Here is a 14,535-nt window from a genome sequence, read left to right on the forward strand (position 1 = left end):
ATACAAATTGTCGGATTAGGCCTCGTTGCTACGTTTTTAGCTGCTGTTTTGAATCAGCATAAATCTAGTATTACATCTTTATTTATTGTGTTCGTAGGTAGCGTGATGTTTCTTATTTTAATCGATCAAATTCATTCTATTTTACAAATGATTGAGAGAGTAGCAAGTGAAGCGAAAGTTAGTAACGTCTACGTGGAAACGTTACTAAAGATTATTGGAATTGCTTATATTGCTGAGTTTGGAGCCCAAATTACAAAAGATGCTGGTCAAGGTGCCATCGCTTCGAAGATTGAACTTGCTGGGAAAATCTTAATTCTCGTTATGGCGATTCCTATTTTGACGGTTGTAATTGAAACTATTCTCGGATTTTTACCGACGGGATAAGGGGGAGTGAATGTTGAGGAGGTTTGGAGCTAAGCTGCTATTTGCTTGCTTCCTTTTCTTTTCTTTACCGGTTGTTGTACAAGCTTCTCCTGTAGAAACAAACGTCGTTGATCAACAATTGGATAAGCTCGGAATTGAAGATGTGAAGCAATTTTGGGACGGGCTTGTTACAAAATATGGAGGCTATTTGCCAGAGAGTCAAAAAGGGAGCTTTATGGAGTTTGTAAAGGGAGAAAAAGAATTCTCTCTAAAAGAGTGGATGATAGGGTTATTAAAATATTTATTTCATGAGCTTGCTGCTAATGGAAAACTGCTTGGCACACTTATTATGCTCACAATCTTTAGTGCATTGTTGCAATCACTGCAATCCGCTTTTTCAAAAAGTAGCGTAAGTAAAATTGCTGATGCTGTTGTGTATATGGTACTTATTATTTTTGCTTTAAATAGTTTTTATGTCGTTATGACATATGCAAGAGAAACGATACAAACAATGGTAGATTTCATATTAGCGTTATTGCCAATTTTGCTGGCGCTTATAGCAACTGGGGGCGGGGTTGTATCTGTATCATTTTTTCATCCGGTTATCATTTTCTTAATGAATACGAGTGGGCTTCTTATGAATTATATCGTTCTACCACTTTTATTACTGGCAACGATATTAAGTATTGTAAGTACAATGAGTGATCAATATAAAGTGACGAAATTATCCAAGCTTCTGCAAAACGTTAGCGTAGGGATTATCGGTGTCTTTTTAACAATTTTTTTAGGAGTATTATCTGTACAAGGAACAGCAACAGCTGTTGCTGATGGAATAGCTGTGAAAACTGCTAAATTTGTAACAGGAAACTTCATTCCAGTAGTTGGAAGGATGTTTACAGAAGCGGCAGATACTGTTATTAGCGCATCAGGATTATTGAAAAACACAGTCGGAATTATTGGGCTCGTCATTTTATGCTTAATTGTTGCTTTTCCAGCGATTCAAATTTTCTGTATTGCATTTATTTATAAATTCGCAGCAGCAGTATTGCAACCGGTTGGCGGCGGAGCAATTATTCAATGTTTAGACATTATTGGACGAAGCATCATTTACGTATTTGCTTGCTTAGCTGTCGTATCATTTATGTTCTTTTTAAGTATTACAATTATTATTGCTGCGGGGAATATTACACTTATGATGCGGTAGGAGGTGAAGAGTATGCAATTTGTTACAGAGTGGATCAGAAATATTATCGTTTTTTTGCTCTTAGCAACAATGCTTCATCTTATTCTTCCAAATTCGAATTTGCAAAAATACGTTAAATTCGTTGTAAGTCTTTTGTTAGTCGTATTAATTTTAACGCCCCTTTTTAAACTATTGCAGACAGATGTAAATGAAGTAATTGCAAATTTTAATGAAGAAAAGTACGTAGCAGAAGGATCTGTAAAAAATTCAATAGATTCGAAGAAAAAAGAAATACAAGCTCTAACACGTGCATATAGTTTAGAAGAGATGGCTACCAAAATGAAAAAAGAAGTAGGAAAAGAGTTTGAGAAAAAGTATGGTATGACTGTCTCTGAAATACAAATAGTCGCAGCAGAAAATACAGAAGAAGTAAAGTCAGCGAAAGATATTCAATCTGTTGTTGTGACGTTGAAAGAAAAAGAACGTAGTAAAAATGATGCAATCGAAACAGTAAAGCCAATTGAAATTAACACGAAAGAGCCTCCAAAAAAAGTGGAAGAAACGAATGTAGAAATGAAAGATTTCTTTTCAAGCAGGTGGCAACTAGAGGGTAAACAAATCCAAGTTCAAATGGAAGGGAGGACAGGTAGAGTAAATGGACAATAAAGATAAAAATTCGAAGTTCTCATTTTTTCGAAACTTATTGAATGGGGATCAAAAAGAAAGCAACGAGAAGGGTAAAAAGGTAACACCTAAGTTTTTACTTGTCCTACTCATACTTGGAATTTTGCTTATGTTTTCTAGTAGTCTCTTTTCAAGTAAAAAAGAAGAAGTACCTGTATTTAAAGAACAAAAAACTCAAAATCAAGAAAAAGACGTACCAACTTTCGGACAAAAAAGTAATGATAGTATGTCAAATGTAGAAAAATATGAAAAAGCGTATGAACAAGAATTAAAAACTGCTTTAGAAGAAATAGCAGGAGTAAAAGACGTAACGATTAAAGTGAATTTAGATTCATCTGAAGAAAAAATTTTAGAAAAAAATACAGTGAAACGCTCACAAACAACAGGTGAAACAGATAAAACAGGCGGTAAGAGAGAAGTAGAGGACGAGTCTCTTGATGAAAAGACTGTCATTATACGTGAAGGGGATAAGGAAACTCCTGTTGTTTTACGAACAGAGAAGCCGAAAGTACGTGGTGTTCTTGTCGTAGCAAAGGGAGTGGATAATATACAAGTTAAAGCAATGGTAAAAGAAGCTGTGATAAGGCTGCTAGATGTACCGGCCCATCGCGTTTCAGTTTCACCGAAAAATTGATAGGGAGGAAATAAAGTGTTAAAAAAACAAACAGTTTGGTTATTAACGATGTTAAGTTTAGTTGTTGTACTATCTGTGTATTACGTGACAACTCCTGACAAAATGAATACAGCATCGCCGGCAACAGGTGAAAAGATTGGACAAGAAAAACAAGGTACTGATAAAGCAGTAACAAACGAAGCGCCTAAAGAAACTCCGAAAAAAGAAAATACAAGCAAGGAAACAACAAATAAAGAAACAGACAAAAAAGAAAATGCAAAAAAAGAGACAAGTAAAAAAGAGGGCAATGTATCAGTTCAATCAAGTGATGAGAATTTCACAGCTTTACGTATGCAAATGGAAGATCAGCGTAGTGAACAAAAAGCAAAATTACAAGAAGTGATGAGTTCAACAAAAGCTTCAGCAACAGAAAAGAATAAAGCAAAAGAAAATTTTGATGCCATTACGACAATGGAAACGAAGCAAGAATTACTTGAGACAGTAATTAAATCTCAAGGAGGATATCCAGATGCTCTTGTAAGAGCTGATGGTACTGACATTAGAGTAACGGTTAAAGCGGCAAAACATTCACAGAAAGAAGCAAATAAAATTATTCAACTTGTAAGAAGTGAAGGCGGATCAAAAGATGTAGGTGTGAAATTTGATCCACCAGCGAAATAGGTGAAACTTTAATCCGCAGGGATTTCCCTGCGGATTATTATCTTTTACTAAGCAAAGGGTATGCAAATAGTAAAATAGAGTATGTAAGTAAATGTGTGAATAGAAAAAAGCTATCATTTTCGATAGCTTTTTTCTATTTCGTCTTTGTAGTTATTTTTACTATGTTCAACTCGGAATGGAGAAACACGTTGCGAGTAAAAGATTAATGGTTCATGGTACTGATGATTACTTTTTCCGGATTTGACGTGGATGCAAAGAACACATGCCCAAACGATTACAGCAGGTAAAAAGAGAATGAGCCATATCATATTTCCACACCTCGACACAATATATTTTCTACACTTTGAACATACTATTCTTATATGAAGGAATGATGAACGGCGTGTAAACAAAAAAATAATATTTGGTAAAAATATGTTATTGACTATAGGTGTAGTGAAGAGTGGAGAGGGAATGGCATGTTTGCTGTGTAACGTTTTGCTAAAGTAGTGAATGTTTTTTAAGAAGTGGTCTTGCCAATTTCATGTGAAACTTGGTATTATTACTAGGTATTAAATTTTTATTGGAATAATATTTTTACAGGAGTTTCGATTTATTATAAAGAAATATAAATTGGAATGTTTAAAAAATTTATCGTAAGATGGAAATAGTAAATATTTCTATTAGTTAATGAAATATATTTTCTAATAGAATACATCGTATTTTTACAGTCAATCTAGTTTTCGTGACGAGAATCTGTAAAAACGGGACAAACAAGAGTATGGGAGTGGATTTTACATGTTTAAAATTCAAGAAGTTCGTGAATTAATTAAATTAATTGATAGCTCTAATATTGATGAATTTGAATACAAAAAAGACGGTACAACAATCAAAATGAAAAAGCGTGGTAATGAAGTTGTTGCTGTGCAAGCACCTGCAGCAAAACAAGCTATGCAACCAGTAGCGCCTGTTGAAGTTGAAACGACAGTAGCAGCAGCGCAAGCAGAAGCGCCAAAACAAGAAGAAAATAAAACTGTTCAAGATGAAAACCTACATAAAATCACATCACCGATGGTAGGTACATTCTATTCTTCTTCTTCACCTGATACACCTCCATATGTAAGTGTTGGGGATAGAGTATCGAAAGATTCTATCGTATGTATTGTCGAGGCTATGAAGTTATTTAACGAAATTGATGCTGATGTAGAGGGCGAAATTGTTGAAATTCTTGTTAATAACGGACAGCTTGTTGAGTATGGACAACCGCTATTTCTTGTAAAAGCGTAATAAGGGAGTCTTTGTGATGATAAAAAAAGTATTAATAGCCAATCGTGGGGAAATTGCTGTACGAATTATTCGTGCTTGTAAAGAAATGGATATTGAAACAGTTGCAATTTATTCAGAAGCAGATAAAGAGTCACTTCACGTACAGATTGCAGACGAGGCGTATTGTGTAGGACCAACGATTTCGAAAGAAAGCTATTTAAATTTGACGAACATTATTAGCGTTGCGAAGTTAACAGGCTGCGATGCTATTCATCCGGGATACGGATTTTTAGCAGAGAATGCAGATTTCGCAGAGTTATGCCGTGAATGTAATTTGATTTTTATTGGTCCAAGTCCAGAAGCTATTTCAAAGATGGGCACAAAAGACGTTGCTCGTGATACAATGAAAGAAGCAGGGGTTCCGATTGTACCAGGTTCACAAGGAATTATTAAAAATACCGAAGAAGCGATCGAGCTTGCTAATCAAATTGGATATCCAGTTATTATTAAAGCGACTGCAGGTGGCGGCGGAAAAGGTATTCGTGTTGCACGTCATGAAGAAGAGCTTATAAAAGGAATTCAAATTACACAGCAAGAAGCTAGTACCGCTTTTGGGAACCCTGGTGTATACTTAGAAAAGTACGTTGAAGATTTCCGCCATGTTGAGATTCAAATAATGGCAGATACACACGGAAATGCCATTCATTTAGGAGAGCGTGATTGTACAATTCAGCGCCGTTTGCAAAAACTATTAGAAGAAAGTCCATCACCTGCACTTGATGAAGATATTCGCAAGCAGATGGGTGAAGCGGCAGTTAAAGCGGCGGTAGCGGTTGATTATACAGGTGCTGGTACGGTTGAGTTTATTTATGAATATAAAACGAAAACCTTTTATTTCATGGAGATGAATACGAGAATTCAGGTTGAGCATCCGGTTACTGAAATGGTAACGGGAATGGACTTAATTAAAGAACAAATTCTTGTTGCTTCAGGAGAAAAGTTATCGTTACAGCAAGAAGAAGTACAATTTAATGGTTGGGCAATTGAATGTCGAATTAATGCGGAAAACCCTGCCAAAAAATTTATGCCATCTCCAGGTAAAGTAGAAATGTACTTACCACCAGGAGGATTTGGTATTCGCGTCGATTCAGCTGTATATCCGGGATATTCAATCCCACCTTTCTATGATTCGATGGTTGCTAAATTAATTGTTCACGGAAAAACACGTGAAGAGGCAATTGCAAAAATGAAGCGCGCACTTAGTGAATTTGTCATTGAAGGCGTACATACAACAATCCCGTTCCATTTGCAATTGCTAGATCATCCTGATTTTGTAAAAGGTGAGTTTAATACGAAATTTTTGGAAGAGCATGAACTTGTGACGCAGTGATACATTAAAGGAGGTTTTTTTCATGGCTGAACATATGTTAGATATGGGTCAAGATACAACTCTTGGTAAAGTAGAAATTGCACCAGAAGTAATTGAAGTAATTGCAGGTATTGCAGCTGCTGAAGTAGAAGGTGTAGCGGCAATGCGCGGTAATTTTGCTACAGATGTTGTTGAGAAGTTAGGTAAGAAAAATCATGGTAAAGGTGTAAAGGTTGAATTAGCAAACGAAGATATTATCGTTGACCTTTATGTTGTAATGTATTTTGGTGTAGCAATTCCAGTTGTTGCACAAAAGATTCAAGACAATATTCGCCAAGCACTCTTTACGATGACAGGACTTGAGCCAAAAGAAGTGAATGTTCACATCGTTGGCGTAACATTCGAAACACAAAAAACAGAAATCGAACCAGTGTAAGAATGAAAAGGTGCCTAGTAACATAGGCATCTTTTTTATCGTTTCATTTCTTCACAAATTACAACCCTCTAATTATTATACTATTTCAAAAAATAAGAAATAAACAAGAAAATGTGTCGTTTTTCCAAAAAACGTACATTGTGATAAGATATGGAACTTGAAGTTAATCTTTTTATTATTTTTCAGCCTTGTAACCCGTGTGTGAAACGATAAATTGTGTTATTATCATTGTATTATAAGGTTGGAAAATCAATGAAAACTGTAAGAGTAAGTGAATTGACGGCTTATAAATTATAATAATATAACAAAGTATAAGGAAAGACTTGAAGCATAAAGGAGAGTTACAATGAAACGTAGGACGGCTAGAGAAAGAGCAATGCAAGCATTATACCAAATGGATATTACAGGTGAATTAGAACCGAAAGTAGCAGTGGAAAACACGCTAGATGAAGGCGAAGAAACAAATGAGTTTCTAGAGTCACTTGTAGTAGGTTTTGTAGAAAATAAAGAAGCAATCGATGAAGCGATTCGTCAAAACTTAAAAAAGTGGAAGCTTGAGCGTATTAGCATTGTTGATCGCAGTATTTTACGTGTAGCTGTGTATGAAATGAAATACATGGAAGAAATTCCACACAACGTAACAATTAACGAAGCAATTGAAATTGCTAAAACATTTGGGGATGAGGAATCTCGTCGTTTTATTAACGGCGTTTTATCTAATATAAAAGATACACTGTAAATTCTTTAAGGGGGAATCTTAAAATGGTAGCAGTAATCATCAAAGGAAATGAAGTTGCGGAGAAAAAACGAGCACAATTAACAGAAGAAGTTGTGAAGTTGAAAGAGCAAGGTATTGTACCAGGATTAGCAGTTATTTTAGTTGGAGAAGATCCAGCATCTCGTTCTTATGTGAAAGGAAAAGAAAAAGGCTGTGAACAAGTAGGGATTTACTCAGAGCTAATTGAACTTCCTGAAACAATTACTGAGGAACGTTTGCTTGCTGAAATCGATCGCTTAAATGGAGATGACCGTATTAATGGCATATTAGTGCAATTACCTTTACCAAAACATATTGAAGAAAAAGCTATCATTGAAAGAATTTCACCAGAAAAGGATGTAGACGGATTTCACCCAATCAGCGTGGGACGTATGATGACGGGACAAGATACATTCCTTCCATGTACACCGCATGGTATTGTAGAATTAGTAAAAGAAACAAATCTTGATATTTCTGGAAAACATGTAGTAGTAATTGGAAGAAGTAATATTGTCGGTAAACCAGTGGGGCAATTGTTTTTAAATGAAAATGCAACTGTCACATATTGTCATTCTAAGACGCAAAATATGAAAGAGTTATCGAAGTTAGCTGATATTTTAATCGTAGCTGTTGGACGACCTAAAATGATAACAGCAGATTATATTAAAGAAGGAGCGGTTGTAATTGACGTTGGTGTTAACCGTTTAGAAACAGGAAAACTTTGTGGTGATGTTGACTTTGACAACGTGTTAGATGTTGCGGGTTACATTACACCTGTGCCAAAGGGTGTTGGTCCAATGACAATCACAATGCTTCTTCATAATACTGTTGAATCTGCCAAACGTGCAGGTGTCGTTTGTAAATAATTTGAGTCGGCTATGAGGAGAGAGAAATGGAGAAGCAATATTTAACCGTTACAGCGTTAACACGCTATATAAAAACAAAAATAGAATATGATCCGCATTTGCAGTCTGTTTGGTTAAAAGGTGAAATTTCCAACTTTAAAAATCATAGCCGTGGCCACATGTATTTTACATTGAAAGATGAAAATGCAAGAATCGCAGCGGTTATGTTTGCGGGTCATAATCGTAATATTAAATTCAAACCTGAAAATGGGATGAAGGTACTCGTGAAAGGGAAAATCTCTGTTTACGAGGCGAGTGGTTCTTATCAAATTTATATTCAAGACATGCAGCCTGACGGAGTCGGAAATTTACATTTAGCGTACGAACAGTTAAAAGTTCGCTTAGAAGAAGAAGGACTTTTTTCTCAAGTTTATAAAAAAGCAATTCCTCCTTACGCTAAAACAATAGGTGTGATTACGTCGCCAACAGGAGCAGCGATTCGTGATATTATAACAACGATTAAACGTCGTTATCCAATTGGGAATGTTATTGTATTTCCCGTACTTGTACAAGGGGAGTCAGCGGCTCCCTCGATTGTACAAGCGATTCGTACAGCGAATGAAATGGGAGAGATAGATGTACTAATCGTTGGTCGTGGTGGAGGTTCTATTGAGGAATTATGGGCTTTCAATGAGGAAATGGTTGCAAGAGCAATCTTTAAGAGTGAAATTCCTATTATTTCGGCAGTAGGCCATGAAACGGATTTTACAATCGCAGATTTTGTTGCAGATTTACGCGCGCCAACACCGACTGCAGCAGCTGAGCTAGCAGCACCTAATATTATAGAGTTACAAGAAAAGGTATTACAAAGAACTCTGAGATTGCAAAGAGCAATGAAAGAGTTAGTACATAAAAAAGAAGAAAAACTACAAGTGTTGCAAAAATCGTATGCGTTCCGTTATCCAAGACAAGTATATGAGCAAAAGGAAGAGCAATTAGATAGAGCGCTAGAACAGCTTGTTTTAGCGAAAGAGCGCTATATTGATAAAAAGGTGAATCAGTTAAAGCAACTTTCATTTTATTTAGAGAAGCACCACCCATCTCAAAAAATTATTCAAACGAAGGTAGCTGTTGAAACGTTGCAAAAGCAATTACAACGTGAAATGCAAACGTTACTTCAAACGAAAGAATTTGCCTTTGTAAGAGCTGCTCAAAAACTTGAAGCGTTAAGTCCGCTTAAAGTAATGATGAGAGGGTACGGGCTTGTATATGATGAAGAGAAGCAAGTGTTAAAAAGTGTGAAAGATGTAAGCCTTGGAGATGCTGTTTCAGTTCAATTACAAGATGGAATACTAGATTGTAGCGTATCAGGCATAGAGGAGCGTGAATTGAATAATGGAAAATAAATTAAGCTTTGAAGAGGCAATTTCGCAACTTGAGCATCTTGTTTCTAAGCTAGAACAAGGTGACGTACCTTTAGAAGAAGCGATTTCTTATTTTAAAGAGGGTATGGAATTATCTAAGCTTTGTGATGAGAAGTTGAAGAATGTACAAGAACAAATGGCAGTTATTCTTGGGGAAGATGGAGAGCTTGAACCGTTTACTGCTTTAGGAGATGAAGCATAGTGACGATTGCTTTTGATACTTTTTTGAAGGAAAGTAAAACTTTCGTAGAAGAGAAACTTGTAAGCTATGCAAATGAATTACAATGTCCAAATGTACTTCGTGAAGCGATGGCATATTCTTTAGAAGCGGGTGGAAAACGTCTCCGCCCGTTACTTTTGTTTGCAACATTACAAGCGTTTAGGAAAGAAAGAAATCTTGGAGTAGGTGCAGCTTGTGCTCTTGAAATGATTCATACATATTCGTTAGTTCATGACGATTTACCTTGTATGGATGATGATGATTTAAGAAGAGGAAAGCCCACAAATCACAAAGTATTTGGTGAAGCGATGGCAGTTTTAGCAGGAGATGGCTTATTGACGTATGCTTTTCAAGTTATTATGGCATATGAGCAAAAAGAAATTTCTGCCGAAAAAAAAGTAAGACTTGTACTTGAACTTGCAAAAGCAGCAGGACCAGAAGGAATGGTTGGCGGACAAGTGGCAGATATGGAAGCTGAAGGGAAACGTCTTACGATTGATGAATTGGAGTACATCCATAAACATAAGACCGGAAAACTGCTTGAATTTGCTGTACTTGCGGGTGCGATACTTTCTGATGCGACAGAAGAGCAAGAAGAAAAGTTGCTTACGTTTGCTAAATATATCGGTCTAGCTTTCCAAATTCGAGATGATATTTTAGATGTTGAAGGCACCGAAGAAGAGATTGGAAAACCGATTGGTAGCGATCTTTCTAATGAAAAGAGCACATATACGACGTTGTTTACTGTAGATAGAGCAAAGGATATTTTAGAAGAAACAATTGCAGAAGCAAAAGGTGCAATTAGCTCCTTGCAATTACAAGATGAATATTTACTATCTATTTGCGATTTGATTGCAAAACGTAATAACTAATATAACAGCGTTTTCATTTGTTGAGTCATTCATCATTTTATGATATAAATGTAGGAAAAGGTTTTTCTTTTCTTGTTATTGGCAAAAATATATGTAGATTACATTGCCGTTATCACTTCGTGTTAGCGGCTATTTTTTTCATCGCCTAAAGAAATATGGTTTATAATAGGATTAAGGCGCAATAGACTGGTTAATAGCGGGACAAGACGAAAAATAGAAAAGGGAATTTCTTGTTTTGTGTAAATGTTTTTTATAATATTTGACATGTTGACAGATTATGAAATGAAAGTGAGTGATCCATGTGGATCTAACGCAAATTCAAAACCCTAGTTTTTTGAAAGATATGTCTATCAGTGAACTAGAGGGATTGAGTGAGGATATTCGTAAGTTTTTAATTGAAGAGCTCTCTCAAACAGGTGGACATATTGCACCTAATTTAGGTGTAGTAGAACTCACAATTGCTCTGCACAAATTATTTGATAGCCCGCAAGATAAATTTTTATGGGATGTAGGACATCAATCCTATGTACATAAAATTTTAACTGGACGCGCGAAAGAGTTTGGTACATTAAGGCAATATCAAGGTCTATGTGGTTTCCCGAAACGTTGCGAGAGTGAGCATGATGTATGGGAAACTGGTCATAGCTCGACTTCGTTATCGGCTGCAATGGGAATGGCTCTGGCACGTGATTTAAAGAAAACGAAAGAATATGTTATACCAATTATTGGAGATGGTGCTTTAACAGGTGGAATGGCCTTAGAGGCATTGAACCATATTGGACATGAAAAAACAGACATGATTGTTATTTTGAATGATAATGAAATGTCAATTGCACCAAACGTTGGTGCGCTTCATAATGTACTCGGTCGTTTACGTACCGCAGGAAAATATCACTGGGTAAAAGATGAATTAGAGTATATATTAAAGAAAATCCCAGCAGTTGGCGGGAAAGTGGCTGCGACAGCAGAGAAAATAAAAGATAGTCTTAAATATTTACTAGTATCTGGTGTCTTTTTCGAAGAGTTAGGCTTTACATATTTAGGTCCAGTCGATGGGCATGATTATGAAAAGTTATTCGAAACGTTGCAATATGCAAAGAAAACAAAAGGCCCAGTACTTGTTCACGTTATTACGAAAAAAGGAAAAGGTTATAAACCGGCTGAGAGTGACGTTATTGGAACTTGGCATGGAACAGGACCTTATAAAATTGAATCAGGTGACTTCGTTAAGCCAAAAGAAGTTGCACCAGCATGGAGTGCTGTCGTTAGTGAAACAGTACTTAAGCTAGCGAGAGCGGATGAGCGTATCGTAGCAATTACACCTGCAATGCCTGTTGGATCAAAACTTGAGAAATTCCAAAAAGAATTCCCAGATCGTATGATTGATGTAGGTATTGCAGAACAGCACGCTACAACAATGGCAGCAGGTATGGCAACGCAAGGAATGAAGCCATTCTTAGCAATTTATTCGACATTTTTACAAAGAGCATATGACCAAGTTGTTCATGATATATGCCGCCAAAATTTAAATGTTTTCATCGGAATAGATCGCTCGGGATTAGTAGGAGCAGATGGTGAAACGCATCAAGGCGTATTTGATATCTCATTCTTACGTCACTTGCCGAATATGGTGCTTATGATGCCGAAAGATGAAAATGAAGGGCAACATTTAGTTTATACGGCGATGCAATATGAAGATGGACCAATCGCATTGCGTTATGCTCGTGGTAATGGACTTGGCGTTCATATGGATGAAGAATTAAAGGCGATTCCAATCGGTACGTGGGAGACGTTAAAAGAGGGTACACAAGCAGCTATTTTAACGTTTGGTACGACAATACCAATGGCAATGGAAGCAGCTGAGCGTCTTGAAAAAGCTGGGGTTTCAGTGAAAGTAGTGAATGCTCGCTTTATTAAACCAATGGATGAAGCATATTTACATGATCTTCTAGGGAAGAATATACCGATTTTAACGATTGAAGAAGCTTGTTTAATCGGTGGTTTTGGAACAGGAGTAGTTGAATTTGCATCTGAAAATGGTTACCATAGTGCATTAGTTGAACGAATGGGTATTCCAGACCGCTTCATAGAGCACGGAAGTGTAACAAAATTATTAGAAGAAATTGGTTTAACGACAGATGCTGTTGTAGACCGTATTCATACAATGATTCCATCAAAACAAAAAAGGGCGTAACAAATGAGCGTAAAAAAAGAAAGAGTAGATGTACTATTAGTAGAGCGAGGACTTATAGAAACGCGTGAGAAAGCAAAGCGCGCCATTATGGCCGGACTCGTATATGCAAATGAGATGAGACTTGATAAGCCAGGAGAGAAAATCTCGCAAGATACTGAGATTACGGTGAAGGGACAAGTTATGCCGTATGTAAGTCGTGGTGGTTATAAACTTGAAAAGGCATTAGAGACATTTCATCTTGATTTACAAGATAAAGTTATGATAGATATTGGTTCATCAACTGGTGGCTTTACAGATTGCGCGCTTCAAAATGGAGCGAAATTATCTTATGCATTAGATGTAGGATACAATCAGCTAGCGTGGAAATTACGTCAAGATGAGCGTGTTGTTGTAATGGAACGAACAAACTTCCGTTACGTGACACCAGCAGACTTAGAACGTGGTTTACCTCAATTTGCAAGTATTGATGTTTCATTTATATCATTAAAGCTTATACTGCCAGTTTTAAAAACAATGCTTATGCCTAACGGAGATGTAGCAGCGTTAATTAAACCGCAGTTTGAAGCTGGAAGAGAGCAAGTTGGGAAAAAAGGTATCGTTCGCGATAGAAAAGTACATGAAGCTGTTGTAGAAATGATTGTCGAGTTTGCTTTAAAAGAAGGCTATGATGTGGAAGGTTTAACATTCTCACCAATTACGGGTGGGGATGGTAATATTGAATTTTTAATTCATCTGAAATGGCATGGTGAACGTGAGAATGGCGAAAATCATTCTCCGATTTCTATAGAGCAAGTTGTTACAGAAGCGCATGAAGTTCTAAAACAAAAAGGGAAAGGGGAATAACATATGTTGTTCCTCTTTTTGCTGTAATTGTATAATGATTGTAAAAACAATTGTGTACAAGAAACGAATTATAAGTTAACATAAATAAGTGAAGTATACCAATGTTTAAACTATGGTAAGAGATAGTGTGAGGTGCAAATGTATGAATAAAGGTCAGCGCCATATTAAAATCAGGGAAATTATTGCAAACAAAGAAATTGAAACACAAGATGAATTAGTTGATATTTTACGTAATGAGGGATTTAATGTAACGCAAGCAACAGTATCGCGCGATATTAAAGAACTGCACTTAGTGAAGGTGCCATTACATGATGGGCGCTATAAATATAGCTTGCCAGCAGATCAACGATTTAACCCGTTACAAAAATTAAAACGAAATCTAGTGGATTCATTTGTAAAATTAGACACGGCAGGACATATGCTTGTGCTAAAAACATTGCCTGGTAACGCTCATTCACTTGGAGCACTTATTGATCATTTAGAGTGGGATGAGATCATCGGAACCATCTGTGGTGATGATACTTGCTTAATTATTTGCCGTACACCTGACGATACAGGTGTTGTCTCTGATCGTTTCTTAAATATGTTGTAACAAAAAATCTTGTTTGCTTTCCATCGTAAAGTGGAAAGTGAACAAGATATTTTTATTGGTTAAAAATATGAATTTTCAATTGTAATATAATATTTTGTTTGCATAAAGTTAGAAAATAGATGGATTGACCCGTAAAACAAATGTTTGGTACAATGAAGCGGGTTAGAAGAGTATATACATACAAATATATAGCATGATTATTTGAATGAAGAAC

The 14,535-nt window shown here is 36.3% G+C and carries 17 protein-coding genes; 16 read left to right on the forward strand and 1 reads right to left on the reverse strand.

Translation table 11 applies throughout. From position 1 onward, the window contains the following. From spoIIIAD to BUA87_RS16510, 5 genes are read left to right on the forward strand one after another with little or no spacing between them, the layout of a single operon-like run. Complete coding sequence (spoIIIAD, locus tag BUA87_RS16490; protein WP_077393170.1) at positions 1-384, forward strand: stage III sporulation protein AD; 384 nt, start codon at positions 1-3, stop codon at positions 382-384. 10 nt (positions 385-394) lie between these two features. Beyond that, the gene (spoIIIAE, locus tag BUA87_RS16495) at positions 395-1,567 is read left to right on the forward strand and encodes a stage III sporulation protein AE (protein ID WP_072940268.1); all 1,173 of its coding nucleotides are present in this window, start codon (positions 395-397) and stop codon (positions 1,565-1,567) included. A gap of 12 nt (positions 1,568-1,579) precedes the next feature. After that, a complete protein-coding gene (gene spoIIIAF, locus BUA87_RS16500; RefSeq protein WP_001161037.1) occupies positions 1,580-2,212 on the forward strand; it encodes a stage III sporulation protein AF in 633 nt (210 codons plus the stop codon). Then, the gene (spoIIIAG, locus tag BUA87_RS16505) at positions 2,202-2,864 is read left to right on the forward strand and encodes a stage III sporulation protein AG (protein WP_000368890.1); all 663 of its coding nucleotides are present in this window, start codon (positions 2,202-2,204) and stop codon (positions 2,862-2,864) included. Before spoIIIAF ends, spoIIIAG begins: the two co-directional genes overlap by 11 nt. 15 nt (positions 2,865-2,879) lie before the next feature. Beyond that, a complete protein-coding gene (locus BUA87_RS16510) occupies positions 2,880-3,524 on the forward strand; it encodes a SpoIIIAH-like family protein (RefSeq protein ID WP_000914710.1) in 645 nt (214 codons plus the stop codon). A gap of 113 nt (positions 3,525-3,637) precedes the next feature. On the opposite strand, the gene BUA87_RS16515 is transcribed toward BUA87_RS16510, so the two are convergent. After that, entirely contained in the window at positions 3,638-3,832 is a 195-nt protein-coding gene (locus tag BUA87_RS16515) for a hypothetical protein (RefSeq protein ID WP_002000935.1), read from the reverse strand. A 469-nt stretch (positions 3,833-4,301) separates the two neighbouring features. Between BUA87_RS16515 and accB the strand changes: the two genes are divergently transcribed. The 11 genes from accB (at position 4,302) to argR (ending at position 14,321) form a co-directional block, all read left to right on the forward strand. Further along, positions 4,302-4,790 (forward strand): acetyl-CoA carboxylase biotin carboxyl carrier protein, encoded by a 489-nt coding sequence (gene accB / locus BUA87_RS16520; RefSeq protein ID WP_000472864.1) that lies wholly within the window; start codon positions 4,302-4,304, stop codon positions 4,788-4,790. A 16-nt stretch (positions 4,791-4,806) separates the two neighbouring features. Continuing rightward, entirely contained in the window at positions 4,807-6,159 is a 1,353-nt protein-coding gene (accC, locus tag BUA87_RS16525; RefSeq protein WP_000592870.1) for an acetyl-CoA carboxylase biotin carboxylase subunit, read from the forward strand. Between the two features lie 22 nt (positions 6,160-6,181). Continuing rightward, a complete protein-coding gene (locus tag BUA87_RS16530) occupies positions 6,182-6,574 on the forward strand; it encodes an Asp23/Gls24 family envelope stress response protein (protein ID WP_000807630.1) in 393 nt (130 codons plus the stop codon). A gap of 346 nt (positions 6,575-6,920) precedes the next feature. Then, a complete protein-coding gene (gene nusB, locus BUA87_RS16535) occupies positions 6,921-7,313 on the forward strand; it encodes a N utilization substance protein NusB (RefSeq protein ID WP_000830247.1) in 393 nt (130 codons plus the stop codon). A 23-nt stretch (positions 7,314-7,336) separates the two neighbouring features. Further along, a complete protein-coding gene (gene folD / locus BUA87_RS16540) occupies positions 7,337-8,197 on the forward strand; it encodes a bifunctional methylenetetrahydrofolate dehydrogenase/methenyltetrahydrofolate cyclohydrolase FolD (RefSeq protein WP_000226732.1) in 861 nt (286 codons plus the stop codon). Between the two features lie 26 nt (positions 8,198-8,223). Next, positions 8,224-9,582, forward strand: coding sequence for an exodeoxyribonuclease VII large subunit (gene xseA / locus BUA87_RS16545; RefSeq protein WP_000415244.1), 1,359 nt, complete (start codon positions 8,224-8,226; stop codon positions 9,580-9,582). Beyond that, complete coding sequence (xseB, locus tag BUA87_RS16550; RefSeq protein WP_000428423.1) at positions 9,572-9,802, forward strand: exodeoxyribonuclease VII small subunit; 231 nt, start codon at positions 9,572-9,574, stop codon at positions 9,800-9,802. Before xseA ends, xseB begins: the two co-directional genes overlap by 11 nt. Then, positions 9,802-10,692: a (2E,6E)-farnesyl diphosphate synthase gene (ispA, locus tag BUA87_RS16555; RefSeq protein WP_065229337.1), complete on the forward strand. Its 891-nt coding sequence runs from the start codon at positions 9,802-9,804 to the stop codon at positions 10,690-10,692. The genes xseB and ispA overlap by 1 nt, the downstream gene beginning before the upstream one ends. A gap of 301 nt (positions 10,693-10,993) precedes the next feature. Next, the gene (gene dxs, locus BUA87_RS16560; RefSeq protein WP_000366452.1) at positions 10,994-12,886 is read left to right on the forward strand and encodes a 1-deoxy-D-xylulose-5-phosphate synthase; all 1,893 of its coding nucleotides are present in this window, start codon (positions 10,994-10,996) and stop codon (positions 12,884-12,886) included. A 3-nt stretch (positions 12,887-12,889) separates the two neighbouring features. After that, on the forward strand, positions 12,890-13,729 hold the full coding sequence (locus tag BUA87_RS16565; RefSeq protein ID WP_000111875.1) for a TlyA family rRNA (cytidine-2'-O)-methyltransferase: 840 nt from the start codon (positions 12,890-12,892) through the stop codon (positions 13,727-13,729). 142 nt (positions 13,730-13,871) lie between these two features. Further along, positions 13,872-14,321: an arginine repressor ArgR gene (argR, locus tag BUA87_RS16570; protein ID WP_001032580.1), complete on the forward strand. Its 450-nt coding sequence runs from the start codon at positions 13,872-13,874 to the stop codon at positions 14,319-14,321. Positions 14,322-14,535 lie beyond the last annotated feature (214 nt).

Origin of the sequence: Bacillus sp. bc15, assembly GCF_900142585.1 — a bacterium.
In the GTDB taxonomy this organism is placed as follows: Bacteria; Bacillota; Bacilli; order Bacillales; family Bacillaceae_G; genus Bacillus_A; species Bacillus_A cereus.

Excerpts from the sequence above, each read along its gene's own strand:
- xseB (WP_000428423.1), top strand. The coding sequence starts at position 9,572 with ATGGAAAATAAATTAAGCTTTGAAGAGGCAATTTCGCAACTTGAGCAT.
- BUA87_RS16515 (WP_002000935.1), bottom strand. The coding sequence starts at position 3,832 with ATGATATGGCTCATTCTCTTTTTACCTGCTGTAATCGTTTGGGCATGT.
- spoIIIAF (WP_001161037.1), top strand. The coding sequence starts at position 1,580 with ATGCAATTTGTTACAGAGTGGATCAGAAATATTATCGTTTTTTTGCTC.
- BUA87_RS16530 (WP_000807630.1), top strand. The coding sequence starts at position 6,182 with ATGGCTGAACATATGTTAGATATGGGTCAAGATACAACTCTTGGTAAA.
- folD (WP_000226732.1), top strand. The coding sequence starts at position 7,337 with ATGGTAGCAGTAATCATCAAAGGAAATGAAGTTGCGGAGAAAAAACGA.
- spoIIIAG (WP_000368890.1), top strand. The coding sequence starts at position 2,202 with ATGGACAATAAAGATAAAAATTCGAAGTTCTCATTTTTTCGAAACTTA.
- spoIIIAE (WP_072940268.1), top strand. The coding sequence starts at position 395 with ATGTTGAGGAGGTTTGGAGCTAAGCTGCTATTTGCTTGCTTCCTTTTC.
- accC (WP_000592870.1), top strand. The coding sequence starts at position 4,807 with ATGATAAAAAAAGTATTAATAGCCAATCGTGGGGAAATTGCTGTACGA.
- accB (WP_000472864.1), top strand. The coding sequence starts at position 4,302 with ATGTTTAAAATTCAAGAAGTTCGTGAATTAATTAAATTAATTGATAGC.
- xseA (WP_000415244.1), top strand. The coding sequence starts at position 8,224 with ATGGAGAAGCAATATTTAACCGTTACAGCGTTAACACGCTATATAAAA.
- nusB (WP_000830247.1), top strand. The coding sequence starts at position 6,921 with ATGAAACGTAGGACGGCTAGAGAAAGAGCAATGCAAGCATTATACCAA.
- argR (WP_001032580.1), top strand. The coding sequence starts at position 13,872 with ATGAATAAAGGTCAGCGCCATATTAAAATCAGGGAAATTATTGCAAAC.
- BUA87_RS16565 (WP_000111875.1), top strand. The coding sequence starts at position 12,890 with ATGAGCGTAAAAAAAGAAAGAGTAGATGTACTATTAGTAGAGCGAGGA.